The sequence below is a fragment of the Autumnicola lenta genome (genome assembly GCF_031846515.1).
Taxonomy (GTDB): domain Bacteria; phylum Bacteroidota; class Bacteroidia; order Flavobacteriales; family Flavobacteriaceae; genus Autumnicola; species Autumnicola lenta.
Genome location: NZ_JAVRHO010000032.1, coordinates 1 through 22,986, shown reverse-complemented (window position 1 = coordinate 22,986; position 22,986 = coordinate 1). Strand labels below are relative to the sequence as shown.

At 39.3% G+C, this 22,986-nt stretch carries 21 protein-coding genes; 10 read left to right on the top strand and 11 right to left on the bottom strand.

The window, feature by feature from the left end:
- Window positions 1-55: 55 nt before the first annotated feature.
- Both RM545_RS15985 and RM545_RS15980 read right to left on the bottom strand, forming a co-directional pair.
- Window positions 56-469, bottom strand: a complete 414-nt coding sequence (locus RM545_RS15985) for an OsmC family protein (protein ID WP_311496292.1) — start codon at window positions 467-469, stop codon at window positions 56-58.
- A gap of 150 nt (window positions 470-619) precedes the next feature.
- A complete protein-coding gene (locus RM545_RS15980; protein ID WP_311496291.1) occupies window positions 620-1,051 on the bottom strand; it encodes an FKBP-type peptidyl-prolyl cis-trans isomerase in 432 nt (143 codons plus the stop codon).
- Between the two features lie 314 nt (window positions 1,052-1,365).
- On the opposite strand from RM545_RS15980, the gene RM545_RS15975 reads away from it, so the two are divergent.
- Both RM545_RS15975 and RM545_RS15970 read left to right on the top strand, forming a co-directional pair.
- A complete protein-coding gene (locus RM545_RS15975; RefSeq protein WP_311496290.1) occupies window positions 1,366-1,818 on the top strand; it encodes a 3D domain-containing protein in 453 nt (150 codons plus the stop codon).
- A gap of 75 nt (window positions 1,819-1,893) precedes the next feature.
- Window positions 1,894-2,958, top strand: a complete 1,065-nt coding sequence (locus tag RM545_RS15970; protein ID WP_311496289.1) for a transporter substrate-binding domain-containing protein — start codon at window positions 1,894-1,896, stop codon at window positions 2,956-2,958.
- Between the two features lie 7 nt (window positions 2,959-2,965).
- On the opposite strand, the gene RM545_RS15965 is transcribed toward RM545_RS15970, so the two are convergent.
- Window positions 2,966-3,097 carry a hypothetical protein gene (locus RM545_RS15965; RefSeq protein ID WP_311485979.1) on the bottom strand — a complete coding sequence of 44 codons (132 nt, stop codon included), beginning with the start codon at window positions 3,095-3,097 and terminating at the stop codon, window positions 2,966-2,968.
- Window positions 3,098-3,228: 131 nt separating this feature from the next.
- On the opposite strand from RM545_RS15965, the gene RM545_RS15960 reads away from it, so the two are divergent.
- Both RM545_RS15960 and RM545_RS15955 read left to right on the top strand, forming a co-directional pair.
- Complete coding sequence (locus tag RM545_RS15960) at window positions 3,229-4,077, top strand: Vgb family protein (protein WP_311496288.1); 849 nt, start codon at window positions 3,229-3,231, stop codon at window positions 4,075-4,077.
- Between the two features lie 12 nt (window positions 4,078-4,089).
- A complete protein-coding gene (locus tag RM545_RS15955; protein ID WP_311496287.1) occupies window positions 4,090-4,242 on the top strand; it encodes a hypothetical protein in 153 nt (50 codons plus the stop codon).
- A gap of 2 nt (window positions 4,243-4,244) precedes the next feature.
- Here RM545_RS15955 and RM545_RS15950 read toward each other — a convergent pair whose 3' ends face one another.
- Window positions 4,245-4,889 (bottom strand): hypothetical protein, encoded by a 645-nt coding sequence (locus RM545_RS15950; protein ID WP_311496286.1) that lies wholly within the window; start codon window positions 4,887-4,889, stop codon window positions 4,245-4,247.
- 101 nt (window positions 4,890-4,990) lie between these two features.
- Here RM545_RS15950 and RM545_RS15945 point away from each other — a divergent pair, with 101 nt between their 5' ends.
- A complete protein-coding gene (locus RM545_RS15945; RefSeq protein WP_311496285.1) occupies window positions 4,991-6,328 on the top strand; it encodes an aspartate kinase in 1,338 nt (445 codons plus the stop codon).
- A gap of 26 nt (window positions 6,329-6,354) precedes the next feature.
- A complete protein-coding gene (locus RM545_RS15940; RefSeq protein WP_311496284.1) occupies window positions 6,355-6,723 on the top strand; it encodes a cupin domain-containing protein in 369 nt (122 codons plus the stop codon).
- Window positions 6,724-6,844: 121 nt separating this feature from the next.
- Here the strand turns inward: RM545_RS15940 and RM545_RS15935 are convergent, their stop codons facing one another.
- Window positions 6,845-8,086, bottom strand: coding sequence for a glycosyltransferase (locus tag RM545_RS15935; protein ID WP_311496283.1), 1,242 nt, complete (start codon window positions 8,084-8,086; stop codon window positions 6,845-6,847).
- Between the two features lie 118 nt (window positions 8,087-8,204).
- On the opposite strand from RM545_RS15935, the gene RM545_RS15930 reads away from it, so the two are divergent.
- From RM545_RS15930 to RM545_RS15915, 4 genes are all read left to right on the top strand, one after another.
- Complete coding sequence (locus RM545_RS15930; RefSeq protein ID WP_311496282.1) at window positions 8,205-8,744, top strand: GreA/GreB family elongation factor; 540 nt, start codon at window positions 8,205-8,207, stop codon at window positions 8,742-8,744.
- 7 nt (window positions 8,745-8,751) lie between these two features.
- Window positions 8,752-10,659: an NADP-dependent phosphogluconate dehydrogenase gene (gene gndA, locus RM545_RS15925; protein ID WP_311496281.1), complete on the top strand. Its 1,908-nt coding sequence runs from the start codon at window positions 8,752-8,754 to the stop codon at window positions 10,657-10,659.
- A complete protein-coding gene (locus RM545_RS15920) occupies window positions 10,659-12,005 on the top strand; it encodes a GntP family permease (protein ID WP_311496280.1) in 1,347 nt (448 codons plus the stop codon). The genes gndA and RM545_RS15920 overlap by 1 nt, the downstream gene beginning before the upstream one ends.
- Window positions 12,006-12,332: 327 nt before the next feature.
- Window positions 12,333-12,635: a hypothetical protein gene (locus tag RM545_RS15915; RefSeq protein ID WP_311496279.1), complete on the top strand. Its 303-nt coding sequence runs from the start codon at window positions 12,333-12,335 to the stop codon at window positions 12,633-12,635.
- A gap of 250 nt (window positions 12,636-12,885) precedes the next feature.
- Here the strand turns inward: RM545_RS15915 and RM545_RS15910 are convergent, their stop codons facing one another.
- The 6 genes from RM545_RS15910 to RM545_RS15885 form a co-directional block, all read right to left on the bottom strand.
- On the bottom strand, window positions 12,886-15,468 hold the full coding sequence (locus RM545_RS15910; RefSeq protein WP_311496278.1) for a hypothetical protein: 2,583 nt from the start codon (window positions 15,466-15,468) through the stop codon (window positions 12,886-12,888).
- A gap of 17 nt (window positions 15,469-15,485) precedes the next feature.
- The gene (locus tag RM545_RS15905) at window positions 15,486-15,992 is read right to left on the bottom strand and encodes a DUF4402 domain-containing protein (protein ID WP_311496277.1); all 507 of its coding nucleotides are present in this window, start codon (window positions 15,990-15,992) and stop codon (window positions 15,486-15,488) included.
- A 9-nt stretch (window positions 15,993-16,001) separates the two neighbouring features.
- Window positions 16,002-20,369 carry a DUF8693 domain-containing protein gene (locus RM545_RS15900; RefSeq protein WP_311496276.1) on the bottom strand — a complete coding sequence of 1,456 codons (4,368 nt, stop codon included), beginning with the start codon at window positions 20,367-20,369 and terminating at the stop codon, window positions 16,002-16,004.
- A 56-nt stretch (window positions 20,370-20,425) separates the two neighbouring features.
- Window positions 20,426-21,253, bottom strand: coding sequence for a fimbrial biogenesis chaperone (locus RM545_RS15895; protein ID WP_311496275.1), 828 nt, complete (start codon window positions 21,251-21,253; stop codon window positions 20,426-20,428).
- Between the two features lie 90 nt (window positions 21,254-21,343).
- Entirely contained in the window at window positions 21,344-21,844 is a 501-nt protein-coding gene (locus RM545_RS15890; protein ID WP_311496274.1) for a DUF4402 domain-containing protein, read from the bottom strand.
- A gap of 77 nt (window positions 21,845-21,921) precedes the next feature.
- Window positions 21,922-22,410, bottom strand: coding sequence for a DUF4402 domain-containing protein (locus tag RM545_RS15885; RefSeq protein ID WP_311496273.1), 489 nt, complete (start codon window positions 22,408-22,410; stop codon window positions 21,922-21,924).
- Window positions 22,411-22,986: the final 576 nt, after the last annotated feature.

The window sequence follows — 22,986 nt, the reverse complement described above, 5'->3', positions numbered from 1 at the left end:
TCGGGTTTTAGAGCAGCTCTCTTATAATTCAATATTATCTAGAAATTCAGTTTTATTATTTTTCAAGTTTTGCCGTAAGGGTTATTTCGGTATTTAGAAGTTTTGAAATCGGGCAATTCTCTTTGGCTTTATTTGCCAGTTCTTCAAACTTTTCCTTTTCAATATTAGGTATGCTGGCATGTAAATCTATGTGTGATTTTTTGATAGTGCCATCTTCAAAGGTGATTTCACTTTTTGCAGTTAAAGTATCTGCCGTAAATCCTTCTTCGCTAAGAAAAGCAGACAATTGCATGGCAAAACATCCTGAGTGTGCTGCACCTATTAGCTCTTCGGGATTTGTACCTTTTCCATCTTCAAACCTGGTTTTAAAAGAATATTGGGTTTGATCCAAAACCCCGCTTTGCGTACTTATTTTTCCATTTCCTTCTTTTATAGAACCGTTCCAAACGGCTGTTGCATGTCTTTTCATAATTATGTTTTTAGTTGAGATTAAGGTAAATATATGATCCCTGTATACCAAATAATTACAATAATCTTAACCCTTTATTGAAGTAATTGAGACATAAAAAAAGCTCTGCAAATTTTGCAGAGCTTTAAGCTATAGAAAATTGTGAGGAAATTACTTGATCTCCACAACTTCCAGGTCAAAAACAAGGTCTTTTCCTGCAAGTGGGTGATTTCCATCTACCACAATAGAATTTTCTTTTACATCTTTAACCACAAGGTTCATTTCTCTACCATCTGGAGCTTTGGAAACTAGTCCCATTCCAACTTCAGGCTTTATATCTTCAGGTAACTGACTTTTATCTACTTCCTGAACGAGTTCTTCCCTTGGCTCACCATAAGCCTCTTCTTTAGGGATATTTACAGTCTTTTTTTCATTCAGTTGCATGTCGATAAGGCCTTTTTCAAAACCTGGGATCAACTGCCCCTGTCCAAGAGTAAATTCAATAGGTTCACCTCTTTCTACAGAGCTATCAAATACCTGCCCGTCAGCTAGTTTTCCAGTGTAATGTACCTTTACCGTGTCATTCTGTTTTACTTGACTCATATCTTTGTTTTACTATTATAAAATTGACTTAAGTTCAATCTTTAAGCCATTTAATTTTGCAAAGGTACATTTATCTCATGGACTTCCAAATTAGGCATCCTATTATAGTCTTTTAGTTGGAAAACTTAACTTTTTTATATAATTTAAAGGGATTATTTAACATTGCGGGCCTTTTTTCCAATATCGGTGGAAATCAAACTATACAATTCCTGTGGGCAGAAGTAAGGCTCATATGAATAAAGCTGATAAGGGCGGAATTTCTGAGATTAGTATACGAATATCGTGACGGCTGGAGTCTATAAAATAATAATATCATGAACAAGCAAGAAAATTTTCAATCTGTTTTCCTAAAGTCAGTTTCAGGAGTTGTTTTAATTACCTGGATAATAAGTTTTTCTGCTTGTGATTTTGGGAGCAAAGAGGACGATGTAAACTGGGACACACTCTCTGTCACCGCTTCAGCTTATAATTCCCTGGACTATCAGGGGGAAGGAGATGCAAACATTACCGCCTGGGGAGATACATTGAAACCAGAACAAAAAGTTATTGCGGTGTCCAGGGATTTAATAAGGAGAGGCCTCGATTACAATACAAGGGTGAAAATTGAAGGTTTTAAAGGAGAATTTCTTGTAAAAGACAAAATGAATGCAAGATGGAAAAATAAAATTGATATTTATATGGGTAAAGATTCGCAGAAAGCCCGGGAGTTTGGAAGGAAAAAACTGGAGATATATTATGTGGTTGAGGAAGAAACCCCTTCAGAATAAATAAATCCTGCTAGTATCTTTAAAATTTCTTCTGTTCCTGTTTTTTTTTACTTTGCAGGAAATACATCTTTTTTTATGAAATTGTTTTCCTTTTTATTTTTTATAATACTTCTTTATTCGCCAAAAATCTATGCGCAGGATTCTACTACAGTTGCTGATGGGAAACTGATAATTGGCATTACAGAAGCCCCGCCATTCATTTCAGAAAATAACGGAGAGTTTACCGGTTTAAGTATATCTTCGTGGGAGCTTGTAAATGAGAAACTGGAATCCGAATATGAATTCCGCACTTATAGTTCTTTAAGTGATTTACTTTTAGGCATCCGAAACAAAGAGGTAGATTTTAGTATAAATCCTATTACGGTAACCGACAAAAGGATGGAGACCCTGGATTTTTCTCAGCCATACTTCATATCAAATACAGGGATAGCAAAGAGGAGAGAATCCCAAATATGGAAATACATTAAAAATATTGTTAGCTGGAACTTTATTTCTGCCATTCTTATTCTCCTGGGAGTTATTTTTATTTTCGGGTTTCTCGTATGGATTTTTGAGAGAAAAAAGAATCCGGAAGAATTTGGTGACGGGACGAGTGGCATACTTCAGGGATTCTGGTGGAGCGCGGTTACAATGACTACGGTAGGTTACGGTGATAAATCTCCTAGAACAACCGGAGGTAGGGTGATTGGTTTTATCTGGATGTTTATGGCTATAATTATGATTTCCAGTCTTACGGCAGGAATTGCTTCTTCTTTAACAGTAAAAACAATGAATGACAAAATCTCCTCGGTTCAGGATCTGCAAAATTTTGATGTTACTACCGTGGCCAATTCCAGTTCTCAGGAATTTCTGGATCTTTACAATATTGAAGTAGATACTGTTTTTAGTGAGATGCAGGGTATAGAGTCTCTTCTCAATGAGGAAACATCTTTATTTGTATATGATGTCCCTATGCTGACATATATCATAGAAACAGATCAGTTAAACGATGAGTTGGAAGTACTACAAAAAACCTTAAAGAAAGATTATTACAGCTACACCTTCCCGAAAAATTCACCACTGCTTAACGAGATAAATCCGGTTTTAGTGGGGGTTTTAAAAACTATGGAATGGAATGTACTGGTAGAGGAGTATAAATAACAGGAAATTAGTTGAGTCCCAGCGCGCCAAGAATTAACCAGAGAATAATAAATACAACAATTATCCCTATGCAACCACAGCCGCCGCCAATTTTCTTCGCTCCCCATCCCGCAAGTACAGCCCTTATTATATTCTTCATATCTTGTTTTTGTGACATGAAATTAAGCAAGAAATTTTCAGTTCATAAATGGTTTGGGAAAACTTTAGGTAAGAAAGATTTTACAGGGATATTATCTTTTTCAGTATATTAGACCTCTAAAATTCATAAAAATGAATCTAAAATCACTATTTTCAGCAGCGACAATTATATTATTTGGTGCGATTTCTTCCGCACAGCATAGTGAGGTAAGCCTTATTAAAAAAGTTGAAGGTTTTAGCCATCCGGAATCTGTTGTAATCGACGAGTCCAATAATTTCATGTATGTTTCCAACATGGCCGGTGATTCACCCGGAGATGGCTTTATTTCAAAGCTTTCTGCTGATGGATCTATAGACACCCGCGAATGGATAACAGGATTAAAAGATCCTAAAGGCTTACTGGTAGATGGTAATAAACTTTATGTTACTAATAATACTGAGGTTGTAGTAATGGATATTGAAGAAGGAGAAATCTCCAAAACTATAAAAGTAGAGGGTTCAAAATCACTTAACGATATTACTATTGATAATGAGGGCGATCTTTATATTTCTGACAGTGGAAAAAGTGCTATTTATAAAATGTCAACGGAATCTGGCCAGATAAAAGAATGGTTATTTTCCAAAGATCTTGAATATGTTAACGGACTCCTTTTTGTTAACGGAAAACTGTATGCATCAGCCTGGGGAAGTAATAATGAGCCGGGGAATTTTCTAATTGTAAATCCTGAAGACAAATCCATTCACAAAATATCTTCTGAAGGAATTGGCAATCTTGACGGAGTGCAAAGAATTGACGATGAGACTTTTTATATTTCAGATTGGGGAACAGGAAAGATCTACCGGATAAATACCGATGGCAAAAAGGAAGAAATATTAACTTCAGATAAAAGTTCAGGAGATATTTTATATCTCAACGAGAAAAATCAACTGGTACTACCAATGAATTTCCAAAATGAAATATGGTGGTACAGAATAAATTAAAATCAACCACACATGGCATCTAACAACAAGTACAATCACAGCACCGAAGATTACATTGTAGAAGACAACAAAAAGACCCGATTTGGCGGCACATTTATAGCGATTATTTTAATCTTACTAATAGCAGCAGTGGCGGTAACCGGGGTATATCTTGGGTACTGGTAAAACTACTCTTTTATCTCATTCATTAATAAAAATGCGCTATTCACATACTCTTTTTCAAGGAATATAGCGAAGTAATTAGATGTAGATATCATTTCAAAAACAGGAATTCCTTCGTAGGCCAGAAGTTTAAAGATGTAAAAATACATTCCCACACTCTGGGAACTGTTCTTGGGCAATGCAATGGTTATAGAAGATAATTCTTCTTTAATTGTCACCCTAACCTCGTTCTTAAAACAGTCTTCCACAAGGCTTGTGAGGGAGGAAGAAACCAAGATATTGCTTTCCTGATAATTACTTGAATAATTTAGATATACACCGGTTTTATCTTTAACAGCTTCCAGCAATCGCGCTTTATTTGAGATGATTGAATTAGAATTGAGAAAAGTATATTCCGTAATTCCAGATCTTACTACGATATCCCCAAGATCCCGCAGCGCCTTCATATTTACTTTACTGCGCTTGGGCGCATACCTGCGCAACGCCATTATTATGGAGCCTTGTTTCACCGGTTTACGCATTTCTTTTTCAACCTGTGGTTGTATATCTGCTGCCAATCCGCTAAAATTAACAATGTCACGGGCCATTGCATCGTCCAGGAATGGCTGGTGCTTGATAATATCATGAACGCAGGTGGTAATTGTCTTCATTGTTAAATATTACACATTTTGTGCAAATGTATATAAAATCATGCATTTTTTTTTGGTGCATGGCTTTAAAAACTAATTATGCAGCATTAAATTTTTTCATCATGAGGGTAATGAAATTCGGAGGAACTTCTGTAGGTTCTGTAGAAAGTATAAACAATGTAAAAAATATCATCCAGTCTAAGGAAGGTAAAATATTACTGGTTCTTTCAGCAATGTCTGGAGTTACCAATGAGTTAGTTTCTATTTCTGAAGCCATTAAAATTGGAAACGAAAAAGAAATCGATGCAGTTATTCAGCGTTTAAAGCAACGCCATGAAAGCGCCATTAATGAGCTTATTCAGGATGAGGATATTAAAAATTCCACTCTTACTTTTATCAACGATATTTTGGCTCAACTGAAGCAGACTTCCGGAAACGCTTATTCAGAAAAAACATATGCCGAAACCGTAACTTATGGTGAGACGATGCTTACCTATATTTTCTCGAAATACCTGGAAAGTATTAATATCCACAATCAATGGCTGGACGCGAAGGAATTTATGTATGTGAGCAATCTTGAGAATCCCGATACAAAAAAAGTAGGGGAGCATTTTAATAAAGTAATAGCCAGTAAGCCGGAAAGTGATCTTTACATCACACAGGGTTTTGTACGTATCGATAAAAATAACGAGATCAGTACGCTTAAAAGAGGAGGCAGCGATTATTCTGCCACAATTCTTGGAGCTTCAATAAATGCTGAAGAAGTTCAGATCTGGACAGATATAGACGGATTGCACAACAATGATCCGCGTTATGTGGAAAATACACATCGTATTTCCGAATTAAGTTTTGAAGAAGCTGCGGAACTGGCCTACTTTGGAGCAAAAATTCTGCATCCGCAAACTATTTCTCCGGTTATTGATAAGAATATTCCCATTTTCCTGAAAAATACATTTACGCCAGATTCCCAGGGAACAAGGATTTCTCCTGAAGCTAAAGAAAAAGGATTAAAAGCAATTTCAGCAAAAGACGGAATTACAGCAATTAAAATCAAGTCTAACAGGATGCTGATGGCGCATGGATTTCTCCGGAAAATATTCGATGTTTTTGACAATTACGAGACGGCAATCGATATGATCACCACTTCAGAAATTGCCATTTCCCTCACTATAGATGACGACCGCAACCTGGATGAGATTCTAAAGGAACTGGATTCTTACGGAGAAATTACTGTAGAGAAAAACCATAGTATTATTTGTATTGTTGGAGAATCTGTAATTGAAGACAAACAAACTTACAGACTTTTTGAGCTTCTAAACGATATTCCCGTACGTATGATTTCCTACGGTGGAAGCAATAATAATATTTCTCTTCTTGTAAACACCCAGAATAAAATTCCTACATTAAGAAAACTGAACGAGAAGCTTTTTATTCAAAATAAAAAGGCTCAGGTAGTTTAAGCCTTACCATTAAACCCAATACAAAAATGGAAATAAAAAAGATTTCTATTGCTGAAAAAATGTCTCAGTTTTCTGATTATTGGAATCCGAGGATAGTTGGGGAATTAAATGGTCAACATATAAAACTTGTAAAAGCAAAGGGCGAATTTGAATGGCATAAACACGATAATGAAGATGAAATGTTTTTAGTCATTAAAGGAGAGTTTAATATGGAATTGAGAAATAAAAGAATTCCGATAACAGAAGGTGAATTTATAATTATCCCAAAGGGAATAGAGCATAGACCTGTGGTTAAGAATGAAGTCGAGATAATGTTGTTTGAACCTGCAACCACAATTAGTACCGGAGGTAACGAAAAATCTGAGTTAACTCAAAAAAGAACAGAATGGATCTAAAATCAGATAAAGCTGTGATTATAGCAGATAATATGGTCAGGCTTCCCGCATAAATTTAGCGCACTAACAATGCTGGACGTTTCTTGGTAAATGTTCATTTTCGTGTGAGAACCGCCGGCTTTTAGTCGGCGGTTTTCTTGTTTTTTTCCTGGATGTATTTGGACATAAAGTAGGTGCTCCTGTGCAAATGATGCCGCAACATGGAACCTGTAAAATTAGACTTGCGATGTGAAATAAGGCTCCTTTTTATCTTCTGCAATTTTCTTCTGAAGATTTGCTCAAAAAATTCTTTTGAAAACCGACTGTTAATAATTGAAAATCCTGCGTGGTGAGCTTTTTCCCATATTTCCCGGTCTGTATATAATACTACTGCTTTTTCTGCGAAAGCCTCGTTTTTATCTTCGATAAACCCGCTCCAGTTATTCTTTTCAGAAATTCCTTCGGCACCAATTCTGGTGGTGACACTGGGAGTGCCACAACGCATAGCATCTATAAATTTACCTTTTAGTCCGGCTCCAAATTGAAGCGGAGCGAGAAGAACTTTTGCGTTTTTCATCACTTCAGAAGCACTTCCGGCACGTCCCTTTACCAAAAATCCTGTTTCGGGGTTATGTAAATCCAGCACTTTTTTAGTGGGGTATGAGCCATAAATATGAATTTCCGCTTCTGGAAGTTCTTGCCTGATTAGCGGCCATATCTCCTGTTTTAGCCTGAGAACGGCATTCCAGTTTGGTTTATGTTTAAACGTTCCAATGCTTATAAAATTTTTTCGTTCCTTAAAGGAAGGAGAAAATTGAATATATTCTTCAGAAACCGGATTAAACATAAAAGGCAGGTACAGAAGAATATTTTCACTAATCCCAAAGTCGGACTGGAGGATCTGCATTTCAACTTCAGAAATAATTAAACTAAGATCGCTGCGATAAATAGCTGCAATCTCCCGTTTTGTTAATTCTGAATCCATATAAACAGTCTTTGCCGATAATTGCCATTTTTGAGCCTCCATCCTCGCATTCCTCAAAAAGTGTAAGTCTTCGGTATCCAGGATCTTAATAGCATCAGGACAAATTTTCTCTACACGCCATCCAAACTGTTCTTCAATCATAAAACGATCAAAAAGAACTACTTCAGGGTTCAGTTTGTATAAAAAACGATCAAAATCGGGATCATTTACCGCTATTTCTTCAGTTAAAACTCCTAATTCTTCCAGATTTGCCATAAATGGAGTTTTATGAGCAGTAGAGGCAAAGGTGATTTGATAATTTTCAGCTAAAAAGAACTCCAGGAGCTGTATCATTCGGCTTCCGGCAGCAGAAGAGTCGGGTTCGGGCCACACATATCCAATCACCAGTAATTTTTTCATATTCTCTACATTAATTTCAGAAACTAAAGTTCAGCCTATCATCTAAAACGGCAAAAATAGTAATTCCGCAGTGATAATTTCTTTTCCGTAGAACTTTAGATTTCAGGATGTATAAAATTTGAGTATATTGTTAATTTTTATAGAAAATGATGAAATGAGCAGAGGATTTGTAAAAGAAGAAGACCAGGAAGAAGCACCAATTATACCCCCAAGAGCGGCATTGCCGGCAGGCGCTACCAATTATGTGACGCCGGTGGGAATGGAGGAACTACTGGAGGAAAAAAGGCAACTTGAACAGGAAAGGGCCGCCCTGGGCCCTGAAAATGAAATGGAACGGCGACGGGCGCAGGCTGTAATAGACGGAAAAGTGAAACTTCTAAATGAGCGCATAAATTCTGCGAGAATTATTCAACCCAAAGAGCAGGCTCAGGAGGAGGTAAGGTTTGGTGCGCTGGTAGAGTTTGCTGGCCTTGAAAAAGAGCTGACCCAAAAATTTCAAATTGTAGGTGTGGACGAAGCCGATGTTAAAAAACAAAAAATTGCATTTGTAGCCCCTATAGCAAGAGCCTTAACCGGAAAGAAAGCTGGTGAAACAGCCGAATTTGTAATGGGTGCCTCATCAAAAAAACTTAAAATTCTGAATATTAACTATAACTAAAACTTACATGCAGGTTTACATTGTAATGGGAGTTTCCGGGGTTGGTAAAACAACTATAGGGAAACTTCTGGCAAAGAAATTAGATGTTCCTTTCTATGATGCAGATGATTTTCATCCTTCAGCAAATCGGAAAAAGATGGAGGATGGAATTCCGTTACAGGATAGCGACCGCTCCGGCTGGCTTGAAACGCTGGCAAATAAAATTTCCGAATGGGAAAAAGGGGATGGTGCCGTTCTGGCCTGTTCTGCTTTAAAAGAAAAATACCGCAAGCAACTACAATCTATACCCAAAGAAGATATTACCTGGATATTCCTTCATAGTGAGTATGAAACTATTCTTAACCGACTCTCTGCCAGGAAGGATCATTATTTTAAGCCGGAATTGCTTAAATCCCAGTTTGATACCCTGGAAATGCCAAATTACGGTTTTCATATAAATGTAGAGGCATCTAAAGAGGAGATCCTGGAGGAAATAATGCGTAAACTTAATAAGAAAAATAAGCCTCGTATTGGTTTGGTGGGACTTGGGGTTATGGGGAAAAGCCTTGCCTTAAATTTTGCTTCAAAGGGAGTGGATATTACAGTTTTTAACCGCCATGTAGAGGAGCTGGAAGTAGATATTGCCAGGAATTTTGCTGAAGAAAACAAGCTGGTTTATGAATTTCCGTGGTTTGATAACCTGAAAAAATTTATAGAAAGCCTTGAGCGGCCTCGAAACATTATCCTCATGGTAAATGCCGGTCCCGCGGTAGACATGGTTATTGAAAGCCTTCTGCCTTTTCTGGAAAAAGACGATCTTATTATAGATGGCGGAAATTCCCACTATAAAGACACTATAAAAAGAGAAGGAATACTGAAGAAAGAAGGAATTCTTTTTATGGGTGCCGGAATTTCTGGTGGGGAAGAAGGTGCTTTAAAAGGTCCTTCGATAATGCCGGGAGGTCCCGAAAATGCTTATAACAGGGCGGGTGACCTACTGGAAAAAATTGCTGCAAAAGATAAAAATGGCAATCCCTGTTGTACCCATGTAGGACCTGACGGAGCCGGACATTTTGTGAAAATGCTGCACAACGGAGTAGAATATGGGGAGATGCAGCTAATTGCAGAAACCTATCATTTTTTAAGATTTGGCGCCAATACCACTCCGCTGGAAATTGCAGTTCTTTTTGAAGAATGGAACAAAGAAATGAAGAGTTTCCTGCTGGAAATTTCTGTAGATATTCTCCGGAAAAAAGAAGATAACGAATTCCTGATCGATAAAATCCTGGATGCTGCCAAACAAAAAGGAACAGGCGGCTGGTCGACAAATGCAGCACTGGAACTTGGCGTGCCGCTGGATACTATTACCGCGGCAGTTCTTGCCAGGAATATTTCCGGGAAAAAGCAGGAGCGTGTAAGCGCAATGGATGCTTATAATCGCGAATTTAAATCCGCTACAGATATTCAGAAAATATCAGATGATCTGTTTAAGGCCTATAAAGCGGGAAGTATAATTAATCATGCCATAGGCTTTGATTTGCTGCTGGAAGCTTCAAAAACTTATGAGTGGGAACTTAACCTTTCTGAAATTGCCCGTATCTGGACCAATGGCTGTATCATCAGGTCAAGCTTTATGGAAGATTTGATTGATATTTTAAAAGAAAAACCTTCAGAAAATGTACTTATGCATTCAGATATTATTTCCCTTATTAAAGCTTCTGAAGCTGCGCTTACGGGCATAGTTGGACAGGCTTTACAGGCAGGCTATCCGCTGCCGGTATTATCTTCTGCAGCAAATTATCTGCTCAGTTTTACTTCTGGCCAGTCTTCGGCAAATATGATCCAGGCGCAAAGGGATTTCTTCGGGGCCCATACCTACGAGCGTACAGACGAACCAAGAGGAAAGTTTTTTCACACACAATGGATAGATAATTAATGGACATACAATTACTCTCTGCAGTTTTTATAGGAATTGCTTTGCTGCTTTTCCTCATTTTACGACTCAAAATCCAAGCATTTCTTGCCCTGCTAATCGTGTGTATTGCGGTTGGAATGATGGCAGGAATGCCAGCGGGGGAAATCCTGGAAACCATGAAAGACGGGATGGGAAGCACCCTTGGCTTTGTAGCCACTGTTGTAGGTCTGGGCGCACTTTTTGGCGGAATTCTGGAACAGTCTGGTGGCGCGCAGCGGCTGGCTTCTTATATGTTGAAGAAAACCGGTGAAAAAAATGCACCATGGGCCATGATGATTACCGGGTTTGCAGTGGCTATTCCTGTATTCTTTGATGTTGCATTTATTATCCTCGTGCCGATTACGTATGCGTTAAGTAAACGGACAGGAAAATCGCTGCTCCTCTATGCGCTCCCGTTACTGGCAGGATTGGCAATAACGCACGCCTTTATTCCTCCAACTCCCGGTCCAATCGCCGTAGCAGATATTTTGGGAGCCGATTTGGGTTGGGTGATCGTCTTCGGATTTTTGGCGGGAATACCCGCAGCCATTATCAGCGGACCTGTTTTTTCCCGCTTTATTTCAAAAAAAATTTTTATAGAACCTAAGGTTTTTGAAGAAAAGGAGGATTATGATGAAAAAATGGCGCCATCACCGGCACTAATCATTTCTATCATTTTTATTCCAATTCTTCTTATCGTGATCAACACGATATTGGGAAGTCCATTTTTCGCCAATGCTAATATTCCCGAAAGTATTCTCTATATTGTCGAACTTCTTGGACATCCTTTTACGGCATTGATAATTGCCAATTTAATCGCCTGGTATTTTCTTGGAGTGAGACGCGGAATGCAAAAGGAATATTTACTGAAAGTGGCCACAAAATCGTTCCAGGCGGCCGGGATCATTATTTTGCTAACAGGTGCCGGTGGTGCTTTTAAGCAGATACTTATAAACACCGGGGCGGGGGAGATGATTGCAGAAGGATTGAATGATACCTTTTTTAATCCGCTTTTATTTGGCTTTATTGTAGCTGCACTGGTAAGGATTTTACAGGGATCGTCCACGGTGGCAATGATCACCGCAGCGGGAATTACTGCACCTGTTTTAACCGACGGAATGTATTCTATGAGTCAGACTTCCTTAATCGTAATTGCTATTGCTGCAGGAGCTTCGGTGCTTTCTCATGTAAATGACAGCGGATTCTGGTTGGTGGGCCAGTATTTGGGTTTAACTGAAAAGCAAACTTTTAAAACCTGGACCATGATGACCACCATTATTGCGTTTGTTGGTTTGGGAATGTCCCTTTTGATGTGGTATGTGGTTTAAAGAGTTCAAGGTTTAAAGTTTAAAAGTGGAGAGTGAATAGTTCAAATCCATCTTTTCTCTTTCCACTTTCCACTATTTCAGATGAATGCTCCAAAATGACAATTATCGCTCTGAAATGTGATGGTAAAGCTTAATTCCTCTCGCAGAATCCGCAGATTTACGCAGAAAAGTTTCAGCGAAGTGAACTTTCCACTTTTTAAGGCTTAAAAATGGCAATTATCGGCAGGGAATTGTTTGCAGATTTCAATTTCTCCCGCAGATTTCGCAGATTTACGCAGAAAAGTTTTAGCCAAATGAACTTTCCACTTTTCACTTTCCACTATTTAAATGAAGGCTCCAAAATGGCAATTATCGGCAGGGAATTGGTTGCAGTTTTCATCTTCTCCCGCAGATTTGGCAGATTTCCGCAGAAAAGTTTTAGCCAAATGTACTTTTCACTTTTCACTGTCCACTATTTCAGATGAAGGCTTAAAAATGGCAACTATCGGCAGGAAATTGGTTGCAGATCTCAATTTCTCCCGCAGAGTCCGTAGATTTCCGCAGAAAAGTTTTAGCCAAATGAACTTTTCCACTTTTCAGGAAGGCTCTAAAACGGCAATTATCGCTCTGAAATGTGATGGTAAGGCTTAATTTCTCCCGCAGATTTTGCAGATTTCCGCAGAAAAGTTTTAGCCAAATGAACTTTTCTCTTTCCACTTTCCACTATTTAAATGAAGGCTTGAAAATGGCAATTATCAACAGAATTGGTTGCAGATCTCAATTTCTCCCGCAGATTTCGCAGATTTACGCAGAAAAGTTTTTAGTGAAAAACGGTCTTTTCTCTTGGTTCTTGCTTCCTTTTCAAAATGAAGGCTAACTGATTCCTGATTTTGTTTTCACCTTATTTTTCCAGAACAAATTCCAGTGTATCTACAATATCACCATATTCTGAAACTTCTATTTCAAAAGGAATTTCTGCCGGAGTTACTGTGTATCCAAGGTTTTCAAGTTGTTCCGCATCATTTTGTGCGGTATATTTTCCGGGTTTTAGTCCGAGGAAAGTGAAGTAACCGTCACCTTCGCTAAGAATTCGCGCTGCTCTGCTTCCATCTTCATTAAGAACATTGATGATGATCCTGCCCTGGCCACTTAAGCCGCCATTATCCTGAATGTAAACCATTCCTGCAACTTCGCCCATCACTTCCACCGGCACATGAATTTCTTTAAACTGGTTTGGAATTGTATGGACTTTAATTTTAGGATTCGGGATTTTCCAGGCGATATTGTCAAGGCTTGTAGGATCGAGTTCCAGAAGAATATCGATATACGGCTGTAGGTCTGTAATCCTTAGCACCGTTTTATCTTCATTATAAGACAATCTGCCTGTATTTTTTAGCTCCAGGCCGGGAACAGCCGGTTCCATAGGGTCCTTTATTCCGTTGGAGTTGTAATCCAGGAAAGGCCTAATCGTCAAGGCTGCCTTAGACATTGCTGTTCTGTTGCTTGCCATCACATAACCGGTATTGTCATCCAGCATCAGGCTTCCGCGGGCCGATTGTACAAAGGAAGAGTTTCTGTTGCCAATACGGGAAGTGAGGGCTGTTTGGGCAAAATTGAACGTGTACCTGAGTCCGAATTCAAAAATATGGGCATTGCGAATAAAGTTGTTTTCATAAGCCAGGTTTAGAAATCCGCCTTTAAACACCGGACGCTCCAGTTCGAGAATGGCATTGTTTACGCGGTTTCTGCTGAAATCATACTGCAACTGAGGGGAAAGTAGAAACTGGTTTGGCAGACGGTAAGTTTGCGAAACTGAGCTGTAAATAGTCGGATTTTTCGTCCTGTCATTATAAATTCCGTAGGTAGTAAGATTGGTGCTCACACCCATTATTGCTCCGGAAAGTAATAGCTGTGCCGTAGTAAATTCTGTAGTAGGCATAAGGATCTGATTGATGCTAAACCTGCTGAAGAGGGAGAAATTCTTACTCCGGATTGGAGCCGACAAACTAATCTTCCGTTCTTCCAGGTAATTATAGTTTATCGCCGTCTGGTCTTCATGATATTTGATGTAATTAAGGTCAATCTGAATATTGCCGGGGGTGCGATAGCTAAGAATACCCTCACCCTTTACGCCATACATGTATTGACCCGAAAAGAGCAGATTTGAAGCGAGACGTACCGAAGAATTTACAAAAGGCATCACTTCGCCGCTTATAACTTCAGATAAATATTCCACACCACCACCTACCGTTATGCCATTGCTCAGGCCGTAATTAAAATTTAACCTGGAAAACCTTCTGTGGTCTTCATCTTCCACAATACCGGCGCTAAGTGTATACTCCAGCTCGTTCTTCGGAACAAAATTGTAGGGAATATTGATTACCCGCTCTTCTACGCGTTCTTCACCCCAGGGGCCGTAAAAACGTAAACTTACTGCGGTGTTCCCATACATCAGCGGGACTTCAAAGGTATAGAACCCCGAGGCATCAGCTTCAGTAAAATCAACAAGGATATTATTTACATAAAGTTCTACTGTCCAGCGGGGATCTGTATAATCATTTAGAATATAACTTCCAAAAGATCTGCGGTTCTGCATTGGCGTATTGCTCACCTGTACCCCGGCAACCGGTGCAAAGAGAGAAGAAGTAGCCCGGGTGAAAATTCGTCCGACAGAAATCTGCTTAAATATCCTGTTGTCGTTATTTACATACCGCCACTGGTAAAACTGATTTCGGCTGTTGAAAGGAACGCGGGTTGAATAATTGAGCAATAGATTTGTCTCACCACCCAGAAACATCGTCCCTAAACCCAGGGTGAGCCGGTTGTCATTCTCTATATCGGTTTGTTGCGTGGTGATTACACCCCAATCCAGGGTTCCGGCTTTAAAAAAAGGATTGGTGCGGGCAATAGCGGTATCTGGTCTCACCACGCCTTTTACACGATCCAGGTTTTCGCGCATCTTTTTTAGCCGCATTTCTTTAATTGCCGGCAGTTCAAGATCTGTTTCCAGTTTAACCGAAAGGCTTCGGAAGGAAAAGTTGGTGTTGAGTCCGAAGATTTCTCCAAAGTAGTCCGATTTTAAATATAATCCGGTAGGGGAGTCAATAAAATCTGCTTCAGAAAGATTGTAAGTTTGATTCTTATAAAAAATGGTGTTTGTCGCAGGGTTTATCTGATACGTAGAATCGGGATGAATAATAAACCCGGAAATACTGTTATCTGTTTCTTCATTTCTAATTTTAAGGAAATCGAAAAGTTCTTTTACGGGCAAGAAAGCTTCCTGGTTTTTTATAGCAATAGGCAGCTCGATTACCCCCATCTTTGGAATATTCACTTCTACTGCCAGTTCATCATATTCGGGTACATTTCCCTGTGCAATAAGTTCTGAAGAATTAATCACAAAGCATAGTACCAACAAAAAGAAGAAAACTACTTTTTTACTGACGAATCCATAAAAGAAGAAAGCGGGGGAATTTTCTTGCATAAAGCGGATTTGCTCTTTTACTGGTGATTAAAGGTTAGGGTAAACGTGCCGGTATATTTCCCAGAAGGAAGATTGGTATTGGCAGGGATATTTAATGTTCCACCTACGTAAACAGGATTTACGTTTGGCGGATTAGCATTGGTAATAAACGTCTGTCCGGTGCTAAAGCTATTGATATTCAAATAAATAGTTCCTCCATTTGCACCTTCCAATGCCATATTATTTGGAGCACTAATCTGAATAATGGTTCCGGGATTCGCGATGACATCAAAAAGGGCAGGAGAAGGATTTTCTCCCATGTGGAGCAGATAAACATCTCCGGCGTGGGTGCGGTTTCCGTTAGGATCAACCGTTACTGTCCCCCCATTGGAACCAACAGTAAATGAACCAAAATTTAAAAATTGCGCAGTATTCACTTCAACGGTAATTGGAATCGGCGGATTCTCCTGTGCGCCCGCATTTGCAACCAGAATAAAAAGCAGTGCAAAGACAAAAAATCTAAAATGTAAACCTGTAAATCGCATATGCATCTGTTAGTTCTTTATGAGCACTTTCTTTGAAAAACGCTGATCGCCTACGAACAGGTTTATAAAATATACCCCCGGAGCCGTTATCGCTCCAAATTCCACAGTTTCTTTGCCGCGGCCTTCCTTAACCTGCAGGATCTGCCCTGTCACAGTACTGGCTCTTAAAACTCCTTTTTGACCCTCTTCAAGATTTAAGGTTACTTTAAAATTATTCCGGTCAGTTTGTACACTGAATAGCTCATCAAAAGCAACAGCTGTACTGGTTATCTTTTCTTCAGAAAAAATTAGATGAAACCTACTGTTGTTTTCCCCTTTCTGAATATTGAATGAGTAACTTTCTTTTTCCATCAAATTTTGACCAATCTTTTTCTCTTTATCAATAAGATAAACATTGAAGTTAAGCGGAAGGTTTTGTATATCCTGAAGTGAAATGGTCATATTTCCGCTTTTTTCGGCTCTTATACCAAGCGGGATTTTAGTGTATTCACGAGTGGCTGGAAAAGGAAGTCCGCTAATAGACAATTGTTTTTTATCTGTACTTATACTGTAAAGGTTTGGTACGCTCACATCGGTATTCATCATTTTATGGGCATCTTTTTCTTTCTCGAAATCTGTGCTGGACTGCGAAGAGAAATAAATTACCATGGCATCTGCTGTTTCAGTATTTCCAAATTTGGCACTCAGTCTTAGCAACGGTTTTAATTCCGGTTCCCTGGTTTTCAAAAACGGCTGATCAAAATTGTTTATCCTCACAGAATTTGTCATTCCCAAAGTTCCATTTACCAAATCGGCTCCGGTTTCACTATCGCTTACCTTTATAAAGAAGCCCTGCATGGATGGAATAATATTTGATGATCTTCCATCACTTGCAATTCCGTCCACATAGGAAGTGTAGGTTCCTGTATATCTATTGCTACTTCCAGCAGTGAAAAAGTAAATTCCGTCGTCAATATTTGTTTTTGTCCAGCCATTGGTGGCATCCCAATCAATAGGAGAAGGATAGGGGTTACCAATCAGGTGGAAACCTTTGGTGAAAACCTTGTGGTTATTGGAAAGTGTCCTGGAAAAATTTCCGTTGTTCACTTCGCCGGTAAGTTCTACAGTTACAGGATCACCAGTGTCCCCAAAATTAATTGCATAGCCTTCCATAACATTTAAAGCTGAAGTTGAAGTGGTATAAGCTTCCCATCCACTGGCATGCGTGCTGAGCGTATCAGCAATAGGAGTTGTGATTTCCCGGTTTTCATCGTACCGGTAAAAATTGGGGAAAGCAGCTTCCAAATCAATATAAGGTAAGAAATCCCCAACAGTAGAAGGTTGAACAGGAGAACTGAAATATTTATATCCAAAAGCCACATCCATAAACCGCTGTATATGGACCAGCCCTGTAACTTCTCCATTTCCGGAACCGTCTATTAATGCAGTTTGAGTTTCAATGGAAATAAGGGTAAGTTGATTACCAGTCTTAAAATTGCCATTTTCGACCTTTAATATTCCGGTGAGTTCTATAATTGCTTCGGAAGAAACACCTGCGGAATTGTTAATAGTCAGGTTTTGTATGCGGTTATTCGTAAAAGCTCCCAGAGGAATTACCTGGGCTGTGCTCCCTACAAAGGCCATGCTTCCGTTTTCGACATCTAAACTACCGGAACTGGTAATTGCCCCGGCAACCTGTAACTGGTTGGCATTAACTTCTATTGAAGCACCTGTTTCTACGGTTATGTTATTTGACAGTCCGTCGTTACCTGGTGACAACAACGGATAATTTTCTAAACCTGAAGGAATAACAATGTTGGAAGCAAGAGTAGGCAGGGAGTTACAGCTCCAGTTGGAGGGCGTATTCCAATTGGTACTCGTATTGCCGGTCCAGGTGTTATCTGTATTTACGCTAACGGTAACAGAACTTGCTGTATTACTTGTACATCCATTGGCATCGGTAACACTACTTATGGTATAGGTAGTGGTTTCAGCAGGGGTAACAGCAATGGTATACGGATTTTGTTCTACTACAAACATACCGGCAGGGCCGAAATTAGCTGATATCGTCCAGGGCCCTGTTCCGGAGAAATTTGCAGTTAATTGCGTATTTTCTCCAATACAAATAGAATTATTTTCCGTTGTTACTGTCACTGTAGGTGAGCTTACAGTAATAATAGCCGCGTTAGACTCATGGGTGGCAATGTAAGGAGAAGGAGTTGCCCCAAAATTGTTTGTACTCGAGAGGATACTGTTTCTGTAAAAATAGTAGGTGCCGGGGTTGTTAAATGGAGCTGTAGAAAGATCTGGAGTATATGTAGCCTGGGTAGCCCCTCCAACAGAGGTTCTCTCTCCATCTGGAGACAAACTGTATGTCCATTGATAACCTGATCCCTGAATGTTTATCCCCGAGGGGAGAGCTCCGATTATGTTTCCGGAAATTGTATTTGCTGCACCGCCCATACAAACCGTCTGATCTTGATTGGTGGTAAGCTCATTGGAAAATACCAACTGCGGTTCACTAAAGGTCACACGGTTATTATCCGGGCCTTCATAATATTCGTATGTTAGTTCACTGTTATTCAGACTAAGTAAAATTCCTGTTTTATAACTGGTAGGATAATCCTGGTCTACAAAATTATCATAGACCAAACTATTGTCAACATATAACCTTCCGCCATCGTCAGAACCCAGGTTCACTGTGTATAATCCATCTTTGCTGGAATTCATCCTGTACCTTACAGAAAACGTTTCTGTGTAAATTCTTGCTCTTATCTCTCCATCTGAATAGACAGGAAAGCAGTTAAAATCGCCACCAAAATATTGATCGATTGTTTCCAGTGGTTCGGAATAATACCCAAGGTAGTTACTAAAAGATGCTCCATCGTAAATATGGCCTATCCAGTTATCTGTACCCTTTGTTAAAGGATCGTCATAAATGTTTGATCCCCCGCTAACATTACTATTTACGATTATATTAGTGGGAGTAGTGGCCGTACAATTTCCCGCTACGTTTAGAAACACCCTCACCTGTCCTGAAAATTCTGGTGTAAACGAAACTAAAACGTTATTAGCATTTGTTACAGGATTCCCGGTGTTTTGATATGAAAAAGCAATTGCCGGTTCTGTGGGTGCATCATTTTTAAACACAGTTAAGGCTAATTGATTAGAAGGGGCAGTGGTATTTCCCGTAGCCACTTGGTACGTCAGACCCTTTATGACATTCATCACAAAATGTTGTCCAACAGCCATATTACTGGAAACGAGGTTCGACCGTAAAGGCATATCTATACAAGGAATCTGGGGCTGCGAAAGGACTGAAGTAGAACTGGTATTGTAGGCACACGCAGTTGGAGGATTTACAGTTAAAGTTGCTTCATTTGAAGTGGTACTACATCCAGCGCTGTTTTTAAGTACTACTCTAAACCGGCTTCCGTTTTGGGATAACTGAGCATTGTTTACGGTAAGGGTATTAGTCGTTGATCCGGTAAAATTGGTTCCTGTTACGTTCGTCCATGTCCCGGAAACATTTCGTTGCCATTGAAAAGTAGCTCCTGTGGTCGAGGTTGCTACCTGGAAAGTTGTACTGGCACCCATAGAAACTGTCCGATTTACTGGTTGACTGCTAATAACAGGTCCATCGGCAGAAACAGATAAAGTAGCAGCATTGGAAGTTGTAGTACAACCAGTTCCCACTATAACCCGGTAGCGATAATTATTTAAAGCCAGAGGAGCATTATTTATATTTAAAGTATTTGTAGTTACATTGCTATAATTACCACCATTGGAAAGATTTGAAAAAGAGGTACCTCCATTGGTACTTACCTGCCATTGAAAAACTGAACCTGAAGAGCTAACCTGGAAACTGGTGTTACCCCCAACGCAAACATTTTTGTTTGTAGGTTGTACAGAAACTGACGGGGGAGTTCCACTTGTAGCATTAAGAGTGACTTCGTTAGAAGTTACAGAGCCTGAGTTATCTGTCACCTCCACCCTTAACCTAACTGTACCCTCGTTGTTCGTCCAGTTTTGAACCGTGAGGGTGGAAGTATTATAATTACGGAAAAATCGTTGTTCACTTTCTGGGGTCAGTGCGTACCATGAGCCTCTGTTGGCAAACCACTGGTAAGATAAGGTTCCTGAACCTGTTGCCTTAACCTCAAAAGTTGCTACGTTGCCGTTACAAACTGTCTTACTTACAGGCTGTTGTGTAATGGTGGGTACAAAAACAGCAGTCAACTGCTCTTTTTCTGCTAAAAAGGGAACAAAAACATCTTGATGGGGTCCATATATTGGAACAACTTCTTCTGAAGTTTTACCAATATTTGCCCGCACCGAAAAACTCCCCAAAAAGAGAACGGCAAAAAATAAACAAGGAAAAAACTTTAGGTTCCTCATTTATTTAAAAATTGTAGGTTAAATAGTAGTTATTGACCATAGAACTTTGTTTGGGACTAGTTCAGGTTATATTGTGTTTCATTGTAAACTTTGCCTTCTTCCGTTTTATAGGTGATAAGCAATTTTCCGTTATTTAGATCAATATCACCGGCATTGCGCAGCTCAAAAGAAAAATTTCTTTGGCTGTTGGGGGTATAAACAGAAACTCCTTTTACTATTCCTACCTGTGTAGAAGTACCTTCAGCTGAAATATGCTCAACTTCTATATTTCCATAGGTGGACATGTTTCCGCTGCGGTTTAGTTCCAGTGATAATTTTGGTGTTTCAATCTCCCTGTTCAACCCGATATTTGCCAAATTTACCTGGGTGGTAGATTCGCCCTGTCTGATGATCACCGGAATGCTGATTCCAAAAACTGTTTTAATATTAATTGAAATTCCTTCTCCTTCTTCAGCTTCTTCTTCTCCCAGTGCGGTTTGTTCCTCTACAGCGCGAAGGTACATGTGGGAACGGTATTCTCCCTGTTCGAGATTTCCGGTACGGGTAAGCTGTACCCGGACAGTCTGAGCCTCATTAGGGGCAAGGCTTACCCTTCTTGGAAAGTATCTAAGAAAATCCTCGGCGAAATTTTGTCCTTCTTCCGGTTCTTCAACCTGTTCAAAATTTCCGGATTCCGTCATTTTATAGTTCACAAAAGAAATGGCGTAAACAGCCGTATCATTTCCCGTGTTGGCAAGGTTGATTTCCTGCGAACGCTGCGAACCATCAAAAACAATTCTCTTGGGCATGATCATAAGATCTCCCTGTGCATAACTATTTCCAAAAGAAAAAAGCAAAATGAACAAGAGAGAAAGATGGGGTAAGCTAAGTAGTTGTTTAATCATATCCTAAAGCTTATTTGGGGTTTTATGAGCTTAAATTACTGGTTACTAAGGCAGTAAAACAGTAATAAAAACGTTAAGGAAACATGAAAATTAATTATAGGAAACAGTAACATTAAAACCGTCTGGACTTGTATAAAGTCCCGAAAACTGATTGGCTTCCAAATTGAGGGTAGCACCAATTCTTAGCAGGTCTACTCCATTACCTTGTATAGGATCCACAGTAAAATCATCCAGGATCACCGCCTGGTTGGGATTTTCAGTATTATATAGTATGTAGGAGTCGGGCAAGGTAATTGAGTAACTATTATTTCCATGAGTAACTTCAGCCTCTGCGGGAGTCACATTTCCCGGTAAGGAGTTGGAAATCTGCACTCCAAAAGCGGTCCGCAAACCATCTGGTGAAAGGATAATACTTCCCGGATTATAGGCGCTTATTACATTACCAAAATCCAGATCTGCGGTTTTATGCAGCGCTATAGGATCAATCACCGTAACCCTGCTCGTAACCGTTGCCGATGCAGATGCCTGGGCAAAAACCTTTGCCGAAAAAAACACCGACAACAAAAAGAAAAGGACAACTGCTTTATTCATGAGTTTTAGGACTGATTGAGGTATAAGATAAAAAAACGCCGCCACATGGGCGGCGTTTTTTCTACTTAAATAATTTTCTATTCGTAAGCAACAGTTATTGGAAGACTTCCTGTATAGTTTCCAACAACCTGGTCAGCTGCCAAGGTAAGAGTACCTCCGACCTGAAAAGTTTCATCTGCACCATCACCTACTTTATCACTATTGTGCACTATATTATTAACTAACATTGATGATCCAGTGGTAGTTTGATTAGTTAAAGTAATTTCGTTATCAGTAGGTAAGGTTACAGTATAACCATAACCAAGAGCTGCATTTACGGTAAATTCCGCGGCAGTTGGAGTAGTACCACCTACTCTGGTTGCTGTACCAGATACCGAGTTATCTGTACCGACTATAACGTTTCCTGCTGCATTGTTGGCAACCTTGCCAAAAACAAGGTCAGTACTTTCAGAGATAGTAATTGGACTTACAATATCGGCACTTGCTTGGTTAGTTGCAGTTACACCTTCCTGCGCAAAAGCAGTTGTTCCAATAAAGGCAAGTAAAATAAAAGTAATTTTTTTCATAAGAGTTGAGTTTAATAAATGTAAAATTGGGGTTAATAGATTGTTAACGTGGCGAATGTAGATTGTAAGTTCACTGCGCACAATAAAACTCGATGAAATACCTAAATAATCGATTAAATACACTTTTTAATAAACTTAGATCGAATTTAATTCTCTACAAGTTGCCGATTTTCAGGAATTTATAGCGGTTAGGAAATCTATATTACGGTAATTTTACCACTTCTGTTTTTGTCTACTGAAAGAAGCAGGATTGCTTATAATCTCTGTCTTTATGAACATGTGTAGATTGTGGGCAGAGCTTACTTTTTTCTAGGAATAGAGTTTCATCCCCGCTGAATTGAAGAGGTAGGAAATTTTACTAAAGAAGTACTATTAAAATTTAAATCAGTGACTTCTATTCCTTCGATAAAGAAAGAAACCTGTCGATGAATGGTAATATTATGCTTGTATTCTATTGGCAGTTCAACTAATCGCTATATATTCCTGCATTAGTAACCTGAGTTCGATTAAAAAATAGCCAGCTGTTGTGTCTGGCGAGTTTGATATTTGATGGATGGTTTTTTGGGCAGGAAACTA